The sequence below is a fragment of the Paraburkholderia bryophila genome, assembly GCF_013409255.1.
GTDB lineage: Bacteria > Pseudomonadota > Gammaproteobacteria > Burkholderiales > Burkholderiaceae > Paraburkholderia.
Window position 1 is genome coordinate 2,958,395 of the sequence record NZ_JACCAS010000002.1, and the last position, 17,415, is coordinate 2,975,809.

Sequence of the window (17,415 nt, forward strand, 5' to 3'; positions counted from 1 at the left end):
CTTACCAGCTCCTGAAGCGTGCCGGCGGCGTGTACAGACCGCCCGACCACGTCACCAGATCGTCGATGCTGCGCGCCGCCAGCAGCGAGCGCTTCGCTTCGCCGCGCCGAATGCCGAGGTCTTCGGGATACGCGACGATGCCGCGCCGGCGCAACTCCGCCGTCTTCTCCGGCTTCGCGCGCAGCCCGATCGGCGTGACGCCGGCCACGGCGGCAATCGCCGCGCGCCGTTCGTCGATGCCTTCGGCTTTGTGCAGATGTGCGATGCCTTCCTCGGTGACCACATGGCTGACGTCGTCGCCGTAGATCATCACCGGCGCGATCGGCATGCCGCTTTTCGCGCCGACCGCGACCGCGTCGAGTTCATCGACGAAGGTGGGCTCGCCGCCTTTCTTGTACGTCTCGGCCATTTGCACGACCAGCTTCTGGCCGCGCGACACCGGGCCCTGATCTTTCAGCAGCTTGAGCCAGGCTTCGCTCGAATGACGCCGGCCGCGTGGATCGTGGCCCATATTCGGCGCGCCGCCGAAACCGGCCAGACGGCCGCGCGTGACGGTCGACGAATTCGCGTCCGCATCGATCTGCAAGGTCGAGCCGATAAACAGATCCACGCCGTATTGCCCGGCCAGTTGGCACAGCACACGGTTCGAGCGCAGGCTGCCGTCGTTGCCGGTGAAGAACACGTCGGGACGCGCTTCGATATACGCCTCCATGCCGACCTCGCTGCCGAAGCAATGGATGCTGTCGACCCAACCCGATTCGATCGCCGGAATCATGGTGGGATGCGGATTGAGCGTCCAGTTGCGGCAGATCTTGCCCTTCAGACCGAGCGCTTCGCCATACGTGGGCAGCAGCAATTCGATCGCGGCGGTGTCGAAGCCGATGCCGTGATTCAGCGACGTCACGCCATACGGTTCGTAGATGCCGCGAATCACCATCATCGCGGTCAGCACCTGCAGGTCGCCGATATGACGCGGATCGCGCGTGAACAAGGGCTCGACGGCGAACGGCCGGTCGGCCTGCACGACCACGTCGATCCACGAACCGGGAATGTCGACGCGCGGCAATTCGTCGACGATCTCGTTGACCTGCACGATCACGATGCCATGCCGGAACGCGGCGGCCTCGGCGATGGTGGGGGTGTCTTCGGTATTCGCGCCGGTGTACAGATTGCCGTGACGGTCGGCCTTTTCCGCGCACAGCAGCGCGACGTGCGGCGTCAGATCCACGAACATGCGCGCGTACAACTCGACGTAGGTGTAGATCGAGCCGATCTCGAGCTGGCCGTCTTCGAGCAGTTGCGCGACCCGCAGACTTTGCGGACCGGCGAACGAGAAGTCGACCTTGTGCGCGATGCCGCGCTCGAACAGCGTCAGATGCTCAGGGCGCCCAATGCTCGAAATCAGCAGATGCACGTCGTGAATTTTTTGCGGATCGACCTGGGCAAACGAGCGTGACAGAAAGTCGGCCTGCTTCTGGTTGTCGCCTTCCAGCGCGACGCGGTCGCCGGGTCGGATCAGCGTTTCGAGCGCATCGACGATGCGGTCGGTGGGCAGCACGCCGTCTTTCAGCCAGGGCGCGATGGCCGCGAGGCGACGGTTCTTTTCATCGCGGCGCGTGGTCCACGAGCGCGTGGCAGGCGGCGATGCAGCAGTTGAAGCAGCAGTGATTTCGGCAGGTCGGTTCATCGGCTCAGTCAACTCCCGGTGGCAAGACGCGGGCGTCGGCCGCGCGGCTTGGGTTGATTTGCGAGCGCGGCTTCGGCCTGCGCGCGTTCGGTCAGAAAACGGTGGAGCAGGTCGCCGGTACCGAGCAGATGCGCGACGACCTGTGCCTGCGCGGCGGGAATATCGCGGCGCTGCACGGCGTCGAGCAGGGCGGTGTGTTCATTGTCCGATTCGCCCTTGCGCGACGGCAAGTCCAGCTTCAGCCGCAGATAGCGTTCGCCGCGCCGATGCAGCGTGCCGATCATGTCCTCGAGTTGCGGACGGGCGGCGGGCGCATACAGGCTCATATGGAACGCGACATTGCGCGTCACGTACAGCGACGGGTCCGGCTCGCGTTCGGCGGCGCGGCACAGCCTCGCGGATTCGCGCAGCGTGGCGGCCGTGTGATGGGGAATAGCGAGGCCGATGGCCAGGCTCTCCAGCGCCGAACGGATCTCGTAGATTTCGCGCGCTTCATCCGCCGACAACGGCGCGACGGTCGCGCCTTTGTGCACGGCGGCTTTCGCCCAGCCGTCGGTTTCGAGCAGGCGCAAGGCCTCGCGCACGGGAATTGCGCTGACCGAGAAATGCCGCGCGATCGCGTCCTGGCGCAGCGGCGCGCCAGGCGCTAGCGTGCCGTCGACAATCGCGGCGCGCAGCGCCTCCGCGATCACGCGGGACGTGCTCTCACGGGGCGCCGCCGCCGGTAAAAGCGGGCTGCGCGCGGAGGCGTCCAGGGGAAAACCATCTATTGCGTCACTCATAATATTGAATATTATATATAAAAAAGCGCATTTATAGACGGACAAACCCGGAAAGTTTTTTCCGGCTCGCCGCGGACCGTTCCTCTTTGTTGTATGAGGACGGCGCGGTTCGTTCAAGCCGTCGCACGCCGTTTCGTCGATTCCCTTTATGGGCGCCAACTCGTACGTCAACTGCAGGGCCGGAGGAGCATGATGAATTCACTAACCGACCGCACGTCGGTCACGCGGCGGCGCACGCCGCTCAATCGTTCGCAGATCGCTGGTTTTTGGGGCGCGTGGGCAGGCTGGACGCTCGACGGCATGGACTCGTTCATCTACGCGCTCGTGCTGACGCCGGCCTTGACCGAGTTGTTGCCGCGTTCCGGTTACGCGGCCACGCCGGCGAACGTCGGCCTCGCCGGGTCGATTTTGTTCGCGCTGTTTCTGGTCGGCTGGGGCCTGTCGTTCATCTGGGGGCCGCTGGCGGATCGCTTTGGCCGCACCAAGGTGCTGGCCGGCACGATCTTCACGTTCGCGATCTTTACCGGGCTGGCCGCGACGTCGCATAACGTGTGGGAACTGGGTATCTACCGCTTTATCGCGGGGGTGGGTATTGGCGGCGAGTGGGCGCTGGCCGGCACCTATGTGGCGGAATCCTGGCCGGAAGATCGCCGCAAGATGGGCGCCGGTTATCTGCAGACGGGCTATTACGCGGGGTTCTTCCTTGCGGCCGCGCTCAACTACACGGTCGGCGTGCACTACGGCTGGCGCGTGATGTTCCTGACCGGCGCGGTGCCGGTGGTGGTCGCGATTCTGGTGTTGCTGCGCGTGAAGGAAACGGACAAGTGGCAGAAGGCCGAAGCCAGCGCCGTGCGCACCAGTCCGCTGCGCGAAATCATGGGGCCGGCGTATCGGCGTCGCACGTGGGTGGCGTGCATTCTGCTGACGATCGCGATTATCGGTTTGTGGGCCGGTGCGGTGTATGAGCCGTCCGCGGTGATTCAACTGGCGACCAAGGCCGGCATGGCGAAGAACGACGCGATCAGAACCGCTTCGCTCGCCACGGGGCTGCTGTCTATCGCGACGATTCTCGGCTGTCTCGCGTTGCCGCCGATGGCCGAACGGATCGGTCGCAAGAAGACGCTGGCGGTGTATTTCGCGGGGATGGCGATCGCGATCGTCGGCAGTTTCGGTTGGGCCTTCTATCTGCCAAACGGACTCGCGCCGTTTATTGCGTGGCTTTTCGTGCTGGGTTTCTTCGGCGGTAATTTTGCGTTGTTCAGCTTGTGGCTGCCGGAGCAATTCGAAACCCGTGTGCGGGCTACAGCGTTCGCGTTCTGCACGTCGTTCGGGCGTTTTGTCGGGGCCGGGGTCAACTTTCTGCTCGGCGCGGCAGTGCTGCATATGCATACGCTCGGCGTGCCGGTGGCGTTGACGGCGCTCGCGTTCGTGATCGGACTGTTCATCATTCCGTTCGCGCCGGAGACGAAGGGGGAGGTGTTGCCGCAGTGAGATAGGCCGTTTGGCCGAGTGGCGCGTGAGGCCGCAAACGAGCATCCTCTCTATCCGTTAGACGACGAATTTCTCCGCTGTTTGGGGTTGATGGTTAAGTACAGTGTTCTGTACAATGATTGCGGGCGGCTTACTGAGCGTCCCGTCGCCCAGGCAGCTCATCCGGCGGTGAAATCGTCTCTAATTTTTGACAGGAGCGACCGGGGGCAACCTCTCAGGTCGAGATGCTAATGAACGTCCTTACTTACAGCGAGGCACGCGCCGGCTTTAAGCAAGCGATGGACGACGTCTGTCGCGATCACATACCCATGCTGATCACGCGACAGGGTGGCGAAAATGTGGTCATGGTTTCGCTCGAAGATTTCAATGCGATGCAGGAGACCTTGTATCTGTTGAGTTCATCGAAGAACGCCCAGCGACTCGCCAGGTCTATCGCGCAATTGAATGCCGGCGGTGCGACTGCGCGCGAACTGCTGACCGATGAACCAGAAGAGAAGCCGCAACGAGGAGGCCGCCAAGGCTGACAGCGTTTTTATGTTTACCGACAACGCGTGGGACGACTATCTGTACTGGCAGGAAAACGATCGGAAGGTCCTGCGAAAGATCAATACCCTGCTGGAGGAATGCCGGCGCGATCCGTATCGAGGCACCGGCAAACCGGAGCCGCTGGTCGGCAGTTTCAGCGGGTTCTGGTCGCGCCGCATTACGCTTGCCGATCGTCTTGTCTATTTTCCGCGTGACGGCAGGATTCATGTGATCGCCTGCCGCTTCCACTACGACGATTAAAAAAACCAGCGCCTCTCCCGAAGCGCTGGTTTTTTCATTCCCACCCTCGGCGCGTCCAGCGCGCCGACCCCCTTACATCTTCCACCTCACTGACGCCGTCAGCGTGCGCGGCGCGCCCGGCATGTTGTACATATCCGCATTGCCGTGCGCCGCGATGAAGTACTTGCGGTCGAACAGGTTATCCAGCGTCAACGCCACGTCGACGTTCTTGCCGTGATAACCCGCGCCGAGATCGAAGGTCACGAACGACGGCAACGTCACCGCGTCGCTAGCCGACGTATATCGCGCCGACTGGAATTGCGCGCCGCCCGCCGCATAGAAACCGTACTTCAGATCGCGCTTGATCCACACGCTCGCGCTGTGACGCGGCATCAGCCCCGGCGTGTTCTGGTTCAGCAGCAGCCCGGCCGAACTCGCTTGCGGCGAGCCATCCACATTGCCGTTCAGGTACGCGTAGCCCGCGTAGACGGACCACTTCGGCGCGATTTCGCCCGTCATCGACAGTTCCAGGCCGCGCGTGTGCTGCGTGCCGATCGGCAGCGCGTAGGTCGGGTTGGCCGGATCGGCGATCTGCTGATTGGTCTGCTTCATATCGAACAGCGCGACGCTCGCGCTCGCGCGACCCAGGTCGAATTTCGAGCCGACTTCGAAGGCGGTGGTCTTTTGCGGCGCGAGCGCCGAACCGTTCGCGAACGCGCCGCTGCTGATCAGCGTATCGGCGAGCGGCGAGAACGACTGGCTATACGACGCGTACAGCGATACCCAGTCGAGCGGCTCGTAAATCAAACCGACGCGCGGACTCCACGCGCGATCCGTGCGGTCCAGATTGACGTGCGCCGACGTGTAGTCGTTGCGCGTCTGCGTCAGATAGTCGAAGCGCAGGCCGGCGAGAATCTTCCAGTGCTCGGTCAGCGAGATCAGGTCCTGCGCGTAGACGCCGGCCAGCCCCAACACCGTCGCCGCGTTCGTCTTGGCCGGTACGCCCGGCGTCACGCCCGGCAGATTCACCAACTGCGGGTTATACAGGTTGTAGGTGGCGACCTTGGTGGTCGAGTAGATCGTGTCGAACTTCTGCTGCTGCGAGAGCTCGACGCCATACAGCAACTCATGCTTCATGCCGAACAGCGTGGTTTTCTGCGTCAGCTCGAAGAGCCCGTCCACGCCGTGATCCTGGCGGAAGCGGGTGCTTTGATCGAGCGTCACGACCGGATTCAACGCGGTCTTGATCGGCTCATACGTGACGTAGTTTTTGCGTTCGAGCGAGAAGTCGTACGCGCGCACGGCGGTGTGCAGCGACAACGAATCGTTGAAGCGATGATCGAGCGACGCGGTCGCGCTCTTTGCGTCGACATCGTTATACGACGTGCTCGCCGCATTCGCCGAGCCGTAATACGTGTTGATCGGCACGTTGACCGGGCGGCCGAGATAGGCGGGCAAGCCCTGATCGGAGGTGCGGCGATCGTGCAGATAGTCGGCTTCGAGGTTGAGGGTCGTGTCTTTATCGATCCGGAATTGCACCGAGGGCGCCACGGCCTGACGATTCAACTGGAACTGGTCGCGAAAGCTGTTCGAGTTTTCGGCCGCACCGGTGATGCGAAAACGCGCGGCGTCGTTCGCATTCCAGCCGAGGTCGAATTCACCGCGCCGTTCGCCTTCGGTGCCGAGTGTCACGCCGACCGACTGCTCGGGGTTCGCGCTCGGCTTCTTCAACACGCGATTGATCAGGCCGCCGGCCGAGCCGCGTCCATAGAGCACGGCGGCGGGTCCCTTCAGCACGTCGACGCGTTCCACGTTCGACAGGTCGCGGTAGTAGAGCGCATCGTCGCGAATACCGTCGACGTATTGATCGGTGATGTTGTTGAAGCCGCGCAATGTGATCTGGTCGCGCTGGCCGTCGCCGACGGAAAAGCCAATGCCTGGCACGTTGCGCAACGCGTCCTGCAACGAGGTCGCGTTCTGCTCGTCGAGCAGCGCGCGCGGCACGACGTTGACGGTTTGCGGCACGTCCATCAGCGACATGTTCATCTTCGTCGCGGTGTTCGACGTGCTGCTGTCGTACGAGCGGTCGGCGGCGGCCTTGACGGCGATCGCGGGCAGCGTGTTGTCGGCCGGGCTGGCGACGGGCGCGGCTTCTTGAGCCAACAAAGGCCGGGCGCTGGCAAGCGAGGTCGCGAGCAGCAGCGCGCGGTAAGTCTTCTTTTTGACGTTCATGATGACGTTCTTCGAGTGTGGATCGGTGGAGTTATCGATTTGGGGTACGGCGCAAACGCACGCAAAAGCGCACGCAAAAACGCACGCGCACGGCGAAGCGCAACGCCGTGTGGTCGGTCAATTGAAACGAAGGTGGTGAATTCCCCTGAAGCGATCGGATGAGTTCGAATTGAAGCGGCCGGGGCGCCGTGCGTCAGCGCACGAAGGGTGCGGACGTGACATCGGCTGCCTCGGAATGGCATGTCGATGTGGGGTTGGGAGGTGCAGCAGAAGCCGGATCAGTGTCCGGCTTGTAATATCCTGAAATTATAAACGAGAACGATTCTCGACTGTGCTAATTGAATGGAAAAACACAGCATTTTGCAGGGTATTTTTGGGCAAAACGAAAGCTGAGGGCGGTGAGACGCCTCAATCCGCATGGCGCCGCGCTCGCGCGCCGGGCCGCAACAACGTCAGCAGCGGCCAGCCGAGATTAACCCCCAGACTCGCGACGACGATCAACACCATGCCCGCGAGTTGCGGCATCGACAGCGCGCGTCCGTAGACGACCGCATCGACCACGATCGCGGTCAGCGGATAGACGAACAGCAGCACGGCGATGATCGGCGTGGTCAGCTTCGGCAGCGCGCCGTAGATCAGCACGTACGAGAGTCCCGTATGCAGCACGCCCATGCCGACCAGCCAGAACCATTGCATCGGACCGATATGCACAGCGGTGAGCGGCGCGATGAACGGCAGGCACACCACGCCGACCGCGCACTGCGCGAGCGTCAGCAGATGCGGGCGCAACTCGCCGAGCCCTTTGGCGATCAACGTGACGCTCGCATAGAGCACGGAGCCCGCGAGCGCTTCGCCGATCCCGATCAGATAGCTCGTATGGCCTTGCAGATTCTCCGTGGCCGCCACGCCCGACGCGAGCACGAGTCCGACGAAAGCCGTCGCGATCCAGCCGAGCCGGTCGATGCCGAGGCGCTCGTTGAACAGCGCGGCGCCGATCAGCACGACCCAGAACGGCTGGACATGAAACACCACGGTCGCGACCGCAATGCTGGTGCGATGGATCGCGTCGAAGAAGCCGACCCACTGCGTGACCATCAGCACGCCGGAGATCAGCGCCAGCGCGACGGTGCGGCGCGTGAAATGCGCGCGCGTGAAAAAGCCTTTCCACGCGCAATACGCGGCGAGCGACAGAAAGCCGAACAGGCAGCGAAAGAACACCAGGGTTAGCGCACCGAGCCGCGCTTCCTCGACGAAGACACCGATCGTGCCCATCAGAAGCCCGCCGCTGGCCAGCGTAATGGCGCCTTGTTGACGTTGGGTGAGGGACATGCGAGGGGGTCTCCGTGAGTTGATGCCGTCAAGTATCACGCGGCTTGCATGGCACCGACAAACGAATTAAATTGAGCAATTCCATAAGCTGGATTGATAAATCATGCATCCCGAGTTCGACGTCGATTTGCTGCGGACCTTTATCGCGGTGGTGGAAACGGGCAGCTTCACGAAGGCGTCGGCGACCGTGCATCGCTCGCAGGCGGCCGTCAGCATGCAGATCAAGCGCCTCGAAACCATGCTCGGTACCACGCTGTTCGCGCGCAACACGCGCAATCTGTCGCTGACGCGGCCCGGCAATACGCTGCTCGAATACGCGCGGCGCGTGCTGGCTTTGCATGAGGAGGCGTGGTCGGCGATCGTGCGGCCCGAGGTGAGCGGGCGCGTGGTGCTCGGCGCGCCGGACGACTATGTGTCGTCGCTGTTGTCGCCGGTGTTGCGGCGTTTTTCGACGCTGTATCCGCATGTGGAAATCGAAATTGTCTGCGCGCAGAGCACGTCGCTCGCGCCGATGCTGGCGGACAACAAGATCGATCTCGCGTTCGTCACGCGCGACCGCAAACTGCGCGGCGAATTCGTGCGCAGCGAGCCGATGGTGTGGGTGGGGGCGTCGGTGGATACGCCGGTGCTGGCGGCGTCGCCCTTACCGGTGGGGCTGTACGAGCCAGGCTGTGTCGCGCGGCAACATACACTGGCCGCGCTCGACGGCGCGCGAATCCGCTATCGCGCGGCGTTCAGCAGCGCGAGTTTGATGGGGCTGGTGGCGACCGTGGACGCGGGCTTGTCGGTGATCGCGGTCACGCGTTGCAGCGTGCCGTCACGGCTGGCGATTCTCGGCGAAGCGCAAGGCTTGCCGAAGATCGCGCCGCTGGAAATCGTGGTGGCCCGCAGCGCCAAATCGGATCGGCCGACCTGCGATTATCTGGCCGCGCAGATGGTGCAGGATTTGTCGCTGGGGCCGCAGATGCAGTCGCCGACGCCGAACCCTTCGCAGTCGCGCTCGAAGGGTTCGACCGCGGCGCAGGCTTAGGCGCGCGGGTAGGCCGTCACTTCGCCGTCCACCGACAGCCGCACGCGTTCGCCCGGTTGCGGCGACAGGTAGCCGGGCACGCGGGCGCGCACCATGGTTCGTGTACCGGACTGCATTTGCAGCGCGACGCCGGCATCCTGGCCCTGGAACGTCACTTCGGTGACGATAGCGTCGTAAGCCCGGGTGTCGTTGACCAGCCGATCTTCGTCGCGAAACAGGCGGATCTGCTCGGGCCGCACCATCACGTCCACGGCGCCCTGGCCGATCGGCGTGGACAGCGGCAGATCGCCGAGTTCACAACTCACCCGATCCTGCGTGACGATGCCCGGCAGCAACACCGCTTCGCCGACAAACGACGCCAGCTCGCGCGTGACCGGCAGCCGGTACAAGGTCTGCGGCGTCGCCGTCTGAATCAGGCGACCGTTCCACAGCACCGCGACCTCATGGCCCAGCGACAAAGCCTCGGATTGATCGTGCGTGACCAGCACCGCCGTGGCGCCGGTCGCGGCCAGCGCGCTCGCCACCGCCTGACGGGTTTCGAGCCGCAACGCGGCGTCGAGCGAGGAAAACGGTTCGTCGAGCATCACCAACGTAGGCGACGGCGCGAGCGCGCGGGCCAGCGCGACGCGCTGCTGCTGACCGCCCGACAACTGCTGCGGCGCACGCGTGCCGAAGTCCGCCGGCAAGCCGACCAGTTCCAGCAACTCGGCCACCCGATGACGCGCGCGCCGTTGCGTGCGCGGCAAGCCGAACACGATGTTGTCCGCCACCGACAGATGCGGAAACAGCGCGCCTTCCTGCGGCACATACCCAATGCGGCGCTGTTCCGACGGCACATGCAGGTTGTCGCCGACCACGCTGCGGCCGTCGATTTCGACGCTGCCGCCATCCGCGCGTTCGAAGCCGCACAACAGCCGCAGCAGCGTGGTCTTGCCGCTGCCGGAAGGGCCGAGCAGCGCGAGCAGGGTGCCGCGCTCGACCGAGAGATCGATGCCGTGCAGCACCGGGTGGCCGTCGAACGATTTTTGCAGTCCGCGGATACGAAGTTCGCTCATGAAAATCCGATGATTAAAGCAGGTAGAGCATGGGCATCAGCACTGAATCAGCCGCGTTCGCCGAGCAGCGCCGATTTACCAAGCAGCGCGAACAGCAGGCCCGACGCGAACAGCGAAATGCCGGTGAGCAGCGCAGCATACGGCGCGGCGGCGGCAAACGCCATGGTCGACGTGTCGGCCCAGACCTGGGTGGCGAGCGTTTGCGTGTCGAGGGGGGAGAGCAGCAGCGTCGCGTTCAGCTCGGTGACGACCGAAATGAATACCATCGACGCGGCGGCCCCGAGTCCCGGACCCGCCAGCGGCAGCACCACGCGAAATAGCGTCTGCGACCAGCTCAGGCCGAGGGCGCGCGCGGTTTCTTCGAGACGCGGCTGCGCCTGCATGAAGGCGGCGCGCACGCTGACCAGCGCGACGGGCATGAACAGCATCGCGTAGGCGACCACCAGCAGCGTCGCGCTTTGATAGAGCGGTTGCAACGCATGCACCGCGAGCGACACGATCGCCAGCGCGATCACCAGACCCGGCACGCCTTGCGCGAGAAACACGGTGCGCTCGAACAGCGTCGCGAAACGGGTCGGGTAGCGCACCAGCAGGAACGCGAGCGGGATCACCAGCAAGGTGGTCAGCGCCGCCGCGGCGAGGCCGAAGCCGACCGACGACAGCGTTGCATTGAACAGCAGTTCGGGCGACACGTCGGCCGGTGTGACGGCCGCTGCGCCCGGCTGCGTGAGCCAGTAGCCGATCATGCCGAGCGGCACGCCGAGCGTGGTAATCGTCAGCAGCGCGAAGCCGGCGACGACGATCCAGCGCCACGCGCCGAGGTCGTAGCGCAGCACCGCGCGACGTGTGCCGCGATCGACGCGTTCATAACGCGCCGCGCCGCGCACGCGAAACTCGAACGCGAGCACGATCAGGCAGATCACGATCAGCAGGCAGGCGAGCAGCGAAGCGCCGCCGCCGTCGAAACTGGTACGGAATTCCGCGTAGATCTGCGTCGTGAAGGTGTGAAAGCGCAGCAGCGTGAACGCGCCGAATTCGGACAGCACGCCGAGCGCCACCAGCAGCATGCCGCCGAGCAGCGCCGGCCGCAGTTGCGGCAGCACCACCCGCACGAAGCTGCTCCAGCGGCTGCAGCCGAGCGCGCGCGCGCTTTCTTCGAGCGCCGGGTCCATGCTGCGCAGCGCGGCGGCCACCGGCAGATAGACGAGCGGGAAATACCCGCAGGTCAGCACCAGCAGCGCGCCGTTGAAGTCCTGCAAATCCTGGCTCAACGACACCCACGCGTAGCTCGAAATGAACGCGGGCATGGCGAGCGGCGCGGCGGTGAGCACGGCCCACACGCGACGGCCCGGCAAACGCGTGCGCTCGACGAACCACGCGGCCGCCGTGCCGAGCACCGCGGACACCAGCGTGGTCGACACGGTGATCAGCACGGTGTTGACCAGCAGTTCGCCGACCAGCGGGCGGAAGATCAGGTCGACCGCTTCACCCGCGCCGAAGCTCGCGGCGCGCCAGAACGTAAACGCAATCGGCAGCAGAACCAGCAAAGCGCTGATTGCTGCTGCCGCGAACAAACCGCGCGGCGCGCGCGAACGGGCGCGCGCCGTGACGGTAGATACAGCCGGTGGACCGGCTGACAAGGCTTCGCTCATTTACAGAAGGCCTGCCTGACGCAACAGTTTGCCGGCCTGGCTGTCGTCGCCGAGTTGCTCGATGGTGAGCGCCGGCGGTTTCAGTTCGGTGAACGGCTTGAGGATCGGGTCCGACGCGACACCCGAGCGCAGCGGATATTCGAACATCACATGGCTGTTCGCCATCAGTTGTTGCGCGCGATCGCTGACCAGATACGCGAGGAACTTCTGTGCGCCGTCCGCGTTGTGCGCGGACTTCAACACCGCCGCGCCCGACACGTTCACCGCCGCACCGGCGTCGCCGTTGCCGAAGTGATAGATCGCGCTGCGGGTCTTGCCGTCGCCGATTTCAGCGTGCAGGCGAGCCCAGTAGTAGTTGTTGATCAGACCGGTCGCGACACCGCCGCGATTGACGGCGGCCACCACGCCTTCATCGTCGTCGAAGAGTTGCGCGTTGGCTTTCAGGCCCTTGAGCCATTGCACGGTTTGCGCTTCGCCCTTCAGCGCGAGCACGGCGCTCACCAGCGGCAGGAAGTCGCCGTCGCTCGGTGCGATACCGACCTTGCCCTTCCATTCCGGCTTGGCGAGATCGAACAGCGATTGCGGCAGTTGCGACGGTTGCAGCTTGGTGGTGTTGTAGGCCAGCACGTTTTCACGCGCGGTCACCGCGACCCATGAGCCCGTGGGCGAGCTGAAGCGTGCCGGCACGGTGGCGAGCGTGGCGCTGTCCACCTTGTTCAGCAGGCCTTTCTCTTCGAGCAGCATCAGCTCCGGCGAGTTTTCCGTGAAGTACACGTCGGCCGGCGTGGCCGAGCCTTCCGCGAGGATCTGCGCGGCCATGGCCGGGCCTTCGCCGTTGCGGATCTTCACCGAGATGCCGGACTGCTTTTCGAAGTCTTTGGCGAGCAGGTTGACGACCTGTTCGTGCTGCGCGTTATAGACCGTGATCGACGCAGCTTGCGCCGCCGACGGCACCGTCGCGAAAGCCGCGAGCGTGAGCGCTGCTGCGCTGCTGATAAGGCGCACGCGGGTGCCAAACCATGATTGAGCCATGATCCTGTGTTCCGTTGGTGATGTTGTTGTTGATCTTTCGATGCGTCGCTTGCTTGTTCGCCGTGCCGGCGGACCACCGCCGGCACGGCATGCTACCTGGCCTTCATTACGCCTCGAACAGCCCCGCGCCGATATACGAACCCGGCTTCGCGCCCGGCGGCACCGCGAACACCGCGCTGCCTACGTGGGTCGTGAACTGGTTCATCATGTCGAACTTCGCGAGCCTGTCGTTGATCGGAATGAAGCCCTTACGCGGGTCGCTCTGGTGAGCGACGAAAATCAGCCCCGCGTCGTACTCCGTTTCCTGACGCCATGGCGGCCAGCGCTCGATGTAGAAATCCGTGCTGTCGTTGTACGAATACGAGCGGCGCAGAATCTGCGCACCGTTGTTGCTGGCCTGATTCGACAGACGCACGTGCGAGTTCTCCGGAATCACCGGATTGCCGTCCTTGTCTTCTTCCTTCAGGTCGACCGCGTCGAACTCGCTCTTCTTGCCGATCGGCGCACCGCTGTACTTGTGACGGCCGAACACCTGTTCCTGGAAGTCCACCTCGGTGTTGTCCCAGTGTTCCAGCGTGATGCGGATACGTCGTACGACGGTGTAGGTGCCGCCTTCCATCCACGGAGCGTCCGGGGTGGCGCCGGCCCACACGAACTCGTTCATCAGTTGCGGCTTCGCGGTGGACGGGTTGTTGGTGCCGTCCTTGAAGCCCATCAGATTGCGCGGCGTCTGACCGCGCGGACCCGACAGGAAACCCGCTTGACCCCAACGCATGGCGGCGGTGCCGTAAGCAAGACGCGCCAATTGGCGGACCGCGTGAAACGCGACCTGCTGATCGTTCGCGCACGCCTGGATGAACAGGTCGCCGCCGGTTTTCTGCTCGATCAGTTGATCGCCGTTGAAACGCGGCAGATCGACGAGCGCGGCGGGGCGGCGCGCGGCGAGGCCGTAGCGGTCCTTGCCGTCTTTCGTGAACAGACCGGGGCCGAAGCCGAACGTGATCGTCAGGCCGCAAGGGCCGAGACCGAGCACGTCACCGGAATCGGGCGCGGCTTTCGCGTTGACCGGGCTGTAGGCGCTGCCGTCGTCCTTAGCGCCGGACTTGCTGGCGGGCGCGCTGCTGGACGTGTTCTCGACCATGCCGTCGACCTGTGCGGCTTGGGTCGAAGCTGTGGTCGACAGCGGGGCGGCCGTGTTGCCTTGCGTCAGACGCGCGGCCGCGTCGGTCCAGGCGCGCAGCAGCGCGATCACGTCGTCGCGTTTTTCGGTCGTCAGATCGAGCGCGGCGACGTACGTGTGACTCTGCTGCGCCGTGACCACGCCGCCTTGATGCAAACCGTAAAACGGTTCGACGGCCAGTTGCGGATCGACGCTGTGCGCCGGTGTTTTGGCGAGCGCGGCCTGAGCGACTTGCGCCGCACCGAGACTCGCGCCGGCGGCGACCGCGGCGCCGCCCGCCTTCAGAAATCCGCGCCGCGAGGGCCGCGGGGGTTGATCGTGTGCCATGGCTACTTCACCTTCATTACGCTGTGGGGTGTTTTGCTTACTTCGCGAGAACCAGTGTGTTCACGTCGTCCTGCACGTAGTAGAAACCGTCGCCTTCGGGCGTCAACGCGAGACCGAACAGGTCGCCGTTGCCCGGGGGCGATTGTGCCTTGTCCGTGTCGATCCAGCGAGCGTAAATCTGCTTGCCGGTGGCCGGGTCGATCTCGACGATCTGACCGTTCAGCGCGTTCGTGACCAGCAGGTGGCCGTTAGGCGCGGTGACCATCGCGAGCGGGCGGTGCAGCAGGCCGTCGGCGGTCAGTTGGCGGCCCACGCCGGCGCTGGTGTCGCGCGTCATCGGGTCGTCGATTTCAGTCACGCGGTTGCCGATCGCGTCGGACACGTACAGCAGTTTCTGGTCGCTCGACAACGCGAGGCCGGTCGGGCCGACGAGGAACACGCCCTTGTCCGCTTGCGCGCCGAAGCCGCTGCCCACCACGGTTTCCTTCTTCACGACCGGCGCTTTGTCGGCCGGCACGTCGAGGTCCAGGCGCAGCACGGTAGCCTGCTTGTACACCGGCGGATTGCCGTCCGCGCCGCCCACGCCGAAGCCGGCGTTGCTGACGAACAGCGTCGCGGTCGAACCGTTGTCGACGACCGCCATGTTGCCCCACGGGTCGTTGATGTTCGGGCTCGTGATGGTCGAGGCGACCTTGCCCTGCGGATCGATCACGATCAGGCAGCCGGCGCCTTTGGTGCCGGTGGTGCCGTCATTGCTCGGCGTGCTGCCGACGATCACGTAGCCGGACTTCAGCATGGTCATCGCCGTGGACAGGCCGATGCCGCCGGGGCACGCCTTCAGATCGCGCGGCACCGTCGCGAACACCGTCATTTCTTTGGTGTCCGGATGGTAGTTGATGATCGTGCTGCCGGTGCCTTGCAGGTTGGTCGAGTTGTTGAAGTTGCCGACCAGCACGTCGCCCTTCTTGACGGTGCCGATGCTGACCGGCGCGACCACGACCGCGTACGGGTTCTGGTCGCCATTGCCCGGCACGGTGTTGATCAGCGTGGTGTGGTGCTTGATGGTTTCCAGGAAACCTTGCGGCTCGGCATAGGCGCTGGCGGCCGTTGTCAGCGCGGCGGCGCCGGCAGCGGCGGCGATCAGGGCCCGCGCGGCGCGCGGCGAGAACTTGCGCGTGGGTTGGTTCATGATTGGATCTCCGTGCGGGCGCACAAAGCGTTGATTGCGGTCATGATCGAAAGCATGGGATTCGATTTGTCGGTAGCGTGTAAGTTAGGCGAGCGCGGCATCAGAACGTGATGTTGGTCCGCACGCCGATGACGAACGTGTTGCGCAGCGGCTGCGTCGGGTCGCTCGGATTCTGGCCGGCGCCGGCGTTGAACGTGTATTGCGCATCCGCCTGCAGTTGCCACCACGGATTGACCTGGTACTGATAGGTGGCTTCGAGCGTGGTTTCGCTGGTGCGCACGCCGTACGGGCCACCGCTGAACGCCTGATTGTCCTGATCGAGACCGTTCACGTGGTTGCCGATCTTGATGTACGTCAGCGCGATGCCGGCGCTGTCGTTGTCGCGGCCGGCGAACGGCGCCTTCAGCACGACGCCCACGTTCGCGGCCACGCTGACCAGATTGCGGTCGCCGGGCGCGCCCATCACGCGGGCAAACACGTTCAGGCTGCGCGGCTCGTCCGGATCCGGGCGCCAGATCATCTGATCGGCGACCGCATAGAAGCTGTAGTCGCCATGATGATTCTGGGCGATGCCGCTGGAGGCCGGATTCGCGAGCGACAGACCGGTGTTGTCGAAACGCTGGTCGGCGAAGCTCTGGTTGTTGTACCAGAGGCCGAGCTTGTAGGTGCCCGGCAAACCGCCGCCGCCCACGCCGACCATTTCGCCGTCGGACGGCTGGTTGATCGCGTACTGCAACTCGCCGATGAACAGCGTGCCGTTGTGCAGGTTGAAGTTGGTGCCGCTCTTGTTGTTCGGGCTATTGCCGAGCGGGTCGCCGTCGAACACACCGGCGAGCGCGGTCAACGAAGGCGTGATCTGGCCGCGCACGCGCACGCCGAGATCGGCCAGCGGATAAGCCGGGCCGCCCGACGGCATGTCGTACGAAGGCAGCGCGGGCCAGCCGAACATCGTGTTGACGAACAGCGCCGAGTTCGTGCTGGTGATGAATTCCTGGTCGATACTTTGCTGACCGATCTTCACGTCGATACGCTTGTTCAGGAACGACTGCTGATACCACAACTCCCACAGGCGGGTGGTGTCCTGCGCTTCGATACCGCTCGCCGTGTTCAGCGTGCCGAGCTTGTTGGCGCTCAGGTTGGCGCCGTGAATCTGCAGCGCGCTCACGTTGAACAGACCGCCCGGCAGACCGAAGGCCTTCTGCGTATCCATCTGCACGGTGGCGGTCGTCAGACCGTCGTAGTCCGCGCCGCGTGCGAGACCGCCGCGCACGTTGGCCAGCACCTCGCTGGTTTCGGTGAGCTGCAAGGTCACGCCGTATTTGCCGAGCCACGGACGCAGACCGCCGATATCGCCGAGCAACTGCTGACGATTCCAGAGACCCGTCCACTGACTGGTCTGGGTGGCCTGAATGTTCAGGTCGGCCTCAGGGGCTTCGGGGGTTGCGTCGGGATTGGCTTCAGCCATGGCCACGCCGGCTGTCAGCGAAGCCCAGGCAAATGCGGTGAAGAGCGCGGCGCGCCGCAAGGAGGGCCGACGCGTACGACTAATGGCGCCGGCACGCCTGGCAGAATCGCGAAGCGGACGCGCTTGAACAGCGGGTCCGTTGAGTTGGGCGAACTTCATCGAAATCCTTGTTTGTGTTGTATCGACTGAACTGATCACC

At 64.4% G+C, this 17,415-nt stretch carries 14 protein-coding genes; 4 read left to right on the forward strand and 10 right to left on the reverse strand.

Going from position 1 to position 17,415, the window contains the following annotated elements:
- Nucleotide 1: 1 nt before the first annotated feature.
- Nucleotides 2-1,687 carry a malonate decarboxylase subunit alpha gene (gene mdcA / locus GGD40_RS34190; protein WP_179746698.1) on the reverse strand — a complete coding sequence of 562 codons (1,686 nt, stop codon included), beginning with the start codon at nucleotides 1,685-1,687 and terminating at the stop codon, nucleotides 2-4.
- Between the two features lie 8 nt (nucleotides 1,688-1,695).
- Complete coding sequence (locus GGD40_RS34195) at nucleotides 1,696-2,469, reverse strand: GntR family transcriptional regulator (protein WP_179747149.1); 774 nt, start codon at nucleotides 2,467-2,469, stop codon at nucleotides 1,696-1,698.
- Between the two features lie 192 nt (nucleotides 2,470-2,661).
- Here GGD40_RS34195 and GGD40_RS34200 point away from each other — a divergent pair, with 192 nt between their 5' ends.
- The 3 genes from GGD40_RS34200 (at nucleotide 2,662) to GGD40_RS34210 (ending at nucleotide 4,746) form a co-directional block, all read left to right on the forward strand.
- Nucleotides 2,662-3,960, forward strand: coding sequence for an MFS transporter (locus tag GGD40_RS34200; RefSeq protein ID WP_179713846.1), 1,299 nt, complete (start codon nucleotides 2,662-2,664; stop codon nucleotides 3,958-3,960).
- Nucleotides 3,961-4,190: 230 nt separating this feature from the next.
- Nucleotides 4,191-4,484 (forward strand): type II toxin-antitoxin system Phd/YefM family antitoxin, encoded by a 294-nt coding sequence (locus GGD40_RS34205; RefSeq protein ID WP_179709153.1) that lies wholly within the window; start codon nucleotides 4,191-4,193, stop codon nucleotides 4,482-4,484.
- 10 nt (nucleotides 4,485-4,494) lie between these two features.
- Nucleotides 4,495-4,746, forward strand: coding sequence for a Txe/YoeB family addiction module toxin (locus GGD40_RS34210; RefSeq protein ID WP_179709151.1), 252 nt, complete (start codon nucleotides 4,495-4,497; stop codon nucleotides 4,744-4,746).
- Nucleotides 4,747-4,818: 72 nt separating this feature from the next.
- Here the strand turns inward: GGD40_RS34210 and GGD40_RS34215 are convergent, their stop codons facing one another.
- Together GGD40_RS34215 and GGD40_RS34220 are read right to left on the reverse strand one after the other, a co-directional pair.
- Nucleotides 4,819-6,957, reverse strand: coding sequence for a TonB-dependent receptor (locus GGD40_RS34215; protein ID WP_179746699.1), 2,139 nt, complete (start codon nucleotides 6,955-6,957; stop codon nucleotides 4,819-4,821).
- Between the two features lie 408 nt (nucleotides 6,958-7,365).
- On the reverse strand, nucleotides 7,366-8,286 hold the full coding sequence (locus GGD40_RS34220; RefSeq protein WP_179746700.1) for a DMT family transporter: 921 nt from the start codon (nucleotides 8,284-8,286) through the stop codon (nucleotides 7,366-7,368).
- A 103-nt stretch (nucleotides 8,287-8,389) separates the two neighbouring features.
- On the opposite strand from GGD40_RS34220, the gene GGD40_RS34225 reads away from it, so the two are divergent.
- Nucleotides 8,390-9,316, forward strand: a complete 927-nt coding sequence (locus tag GGD40_RS34225) for a LysR family transcriptional regulator (RefSeq protein ID WP_179746701.1) — start codon at nucleotides 8,390-8,392, stop codon at nucleotides 9,314-9,316.
- Here GGD40_RS34225 and GGD40_RS34230 read toward each other — a convergent pair.
- From GGD40_RS34230 to GGD40_RS34255, 6 genes are all read right to left on the reverse strand, one after another.
- Complete coding sequence (locus GGD40_RS34230; RefSeq protein ID WP_179709148.1) at nucleotides 9,313-10,371, reverse strand: ABC transporter ATP-binding protein; 1,059 nt, start codon at nucleotides 10,369-10,371, stop codon at nucleotides 9,313-9,315. The genes GGD40_RS34225 and GGD40_RS34230 overlap by 4 nt on opposite strands.
- A 47-nt stretch (nucleotides 10,372-10,418) precedes the next feature.
- Nucleotides 10,419-12,023 carry an ABC transporter permease gene (locus tag GGD40_RS34235; protein ID WP_179746702.1) on the reverse strand — a complete coding sequence of 535 codons (1,605 nt, stop codon included), beginning with the start codon at nucleotides 12,021-12,023 and terminating at the stop codon, nucleotides 10,419-10,421.
- Complete coding sequence (locus GGD40_RS34240; protein ID WP_179746703.1) at nucleotides 12,024-13,055, reverse strand: iron ABC transporter substrate-binding protein; 1,032 nt, start codon at nucleotides 13,053-13,055, stop codon at nucleotides 12,024-12,026.
- A 106-nt stretch (nucleotides 13,056-13,161) separates the two neighbouring features.
- The gene (locus GGD40_RS34245) at nucleotides 13,162-14,562 is read right to left on the reverse strand and encodes a Dyp-type peroxidase (RefSeq protein ID WP_179746704.1); all 1,401 of its coding nucleotides are present in this window, start codon (nucleotides 14,560-14,562) and stop codon (nucleotides 13,162-13,164) included.
- Nucleotides 14,563-14,599: 37 nt separating this feature from the next.
- Nucleotides 14,600-15,751, reverse strand: coding sequence for a hypothetical protein (locus GGD40_RS34250; RefSeq protein ID WP_179746705.1), 1,152 nt, complete (start codon nucleotides 15,749-15,751; stop codon nucleotides 14,600-14,602).
- Nucleotides 15,752-15,851: 100 nt separating this feature from the next.
- The gene (locus GGD40_RS34255; RefSeq protein ID WP_179746706.1) at nucleotides 15,852-17,375 is read right to left on the reverse strand and encodes a carbohydrate porin; all 1,524 of its coding nucleotides are present in this window, start codon (nucleotides 17,373-17,375) and stop codon (nucleotides 15,852-15,854) included.
- Nucleotides 17,376-17,415: the final 40 nt, after the last annotated feature.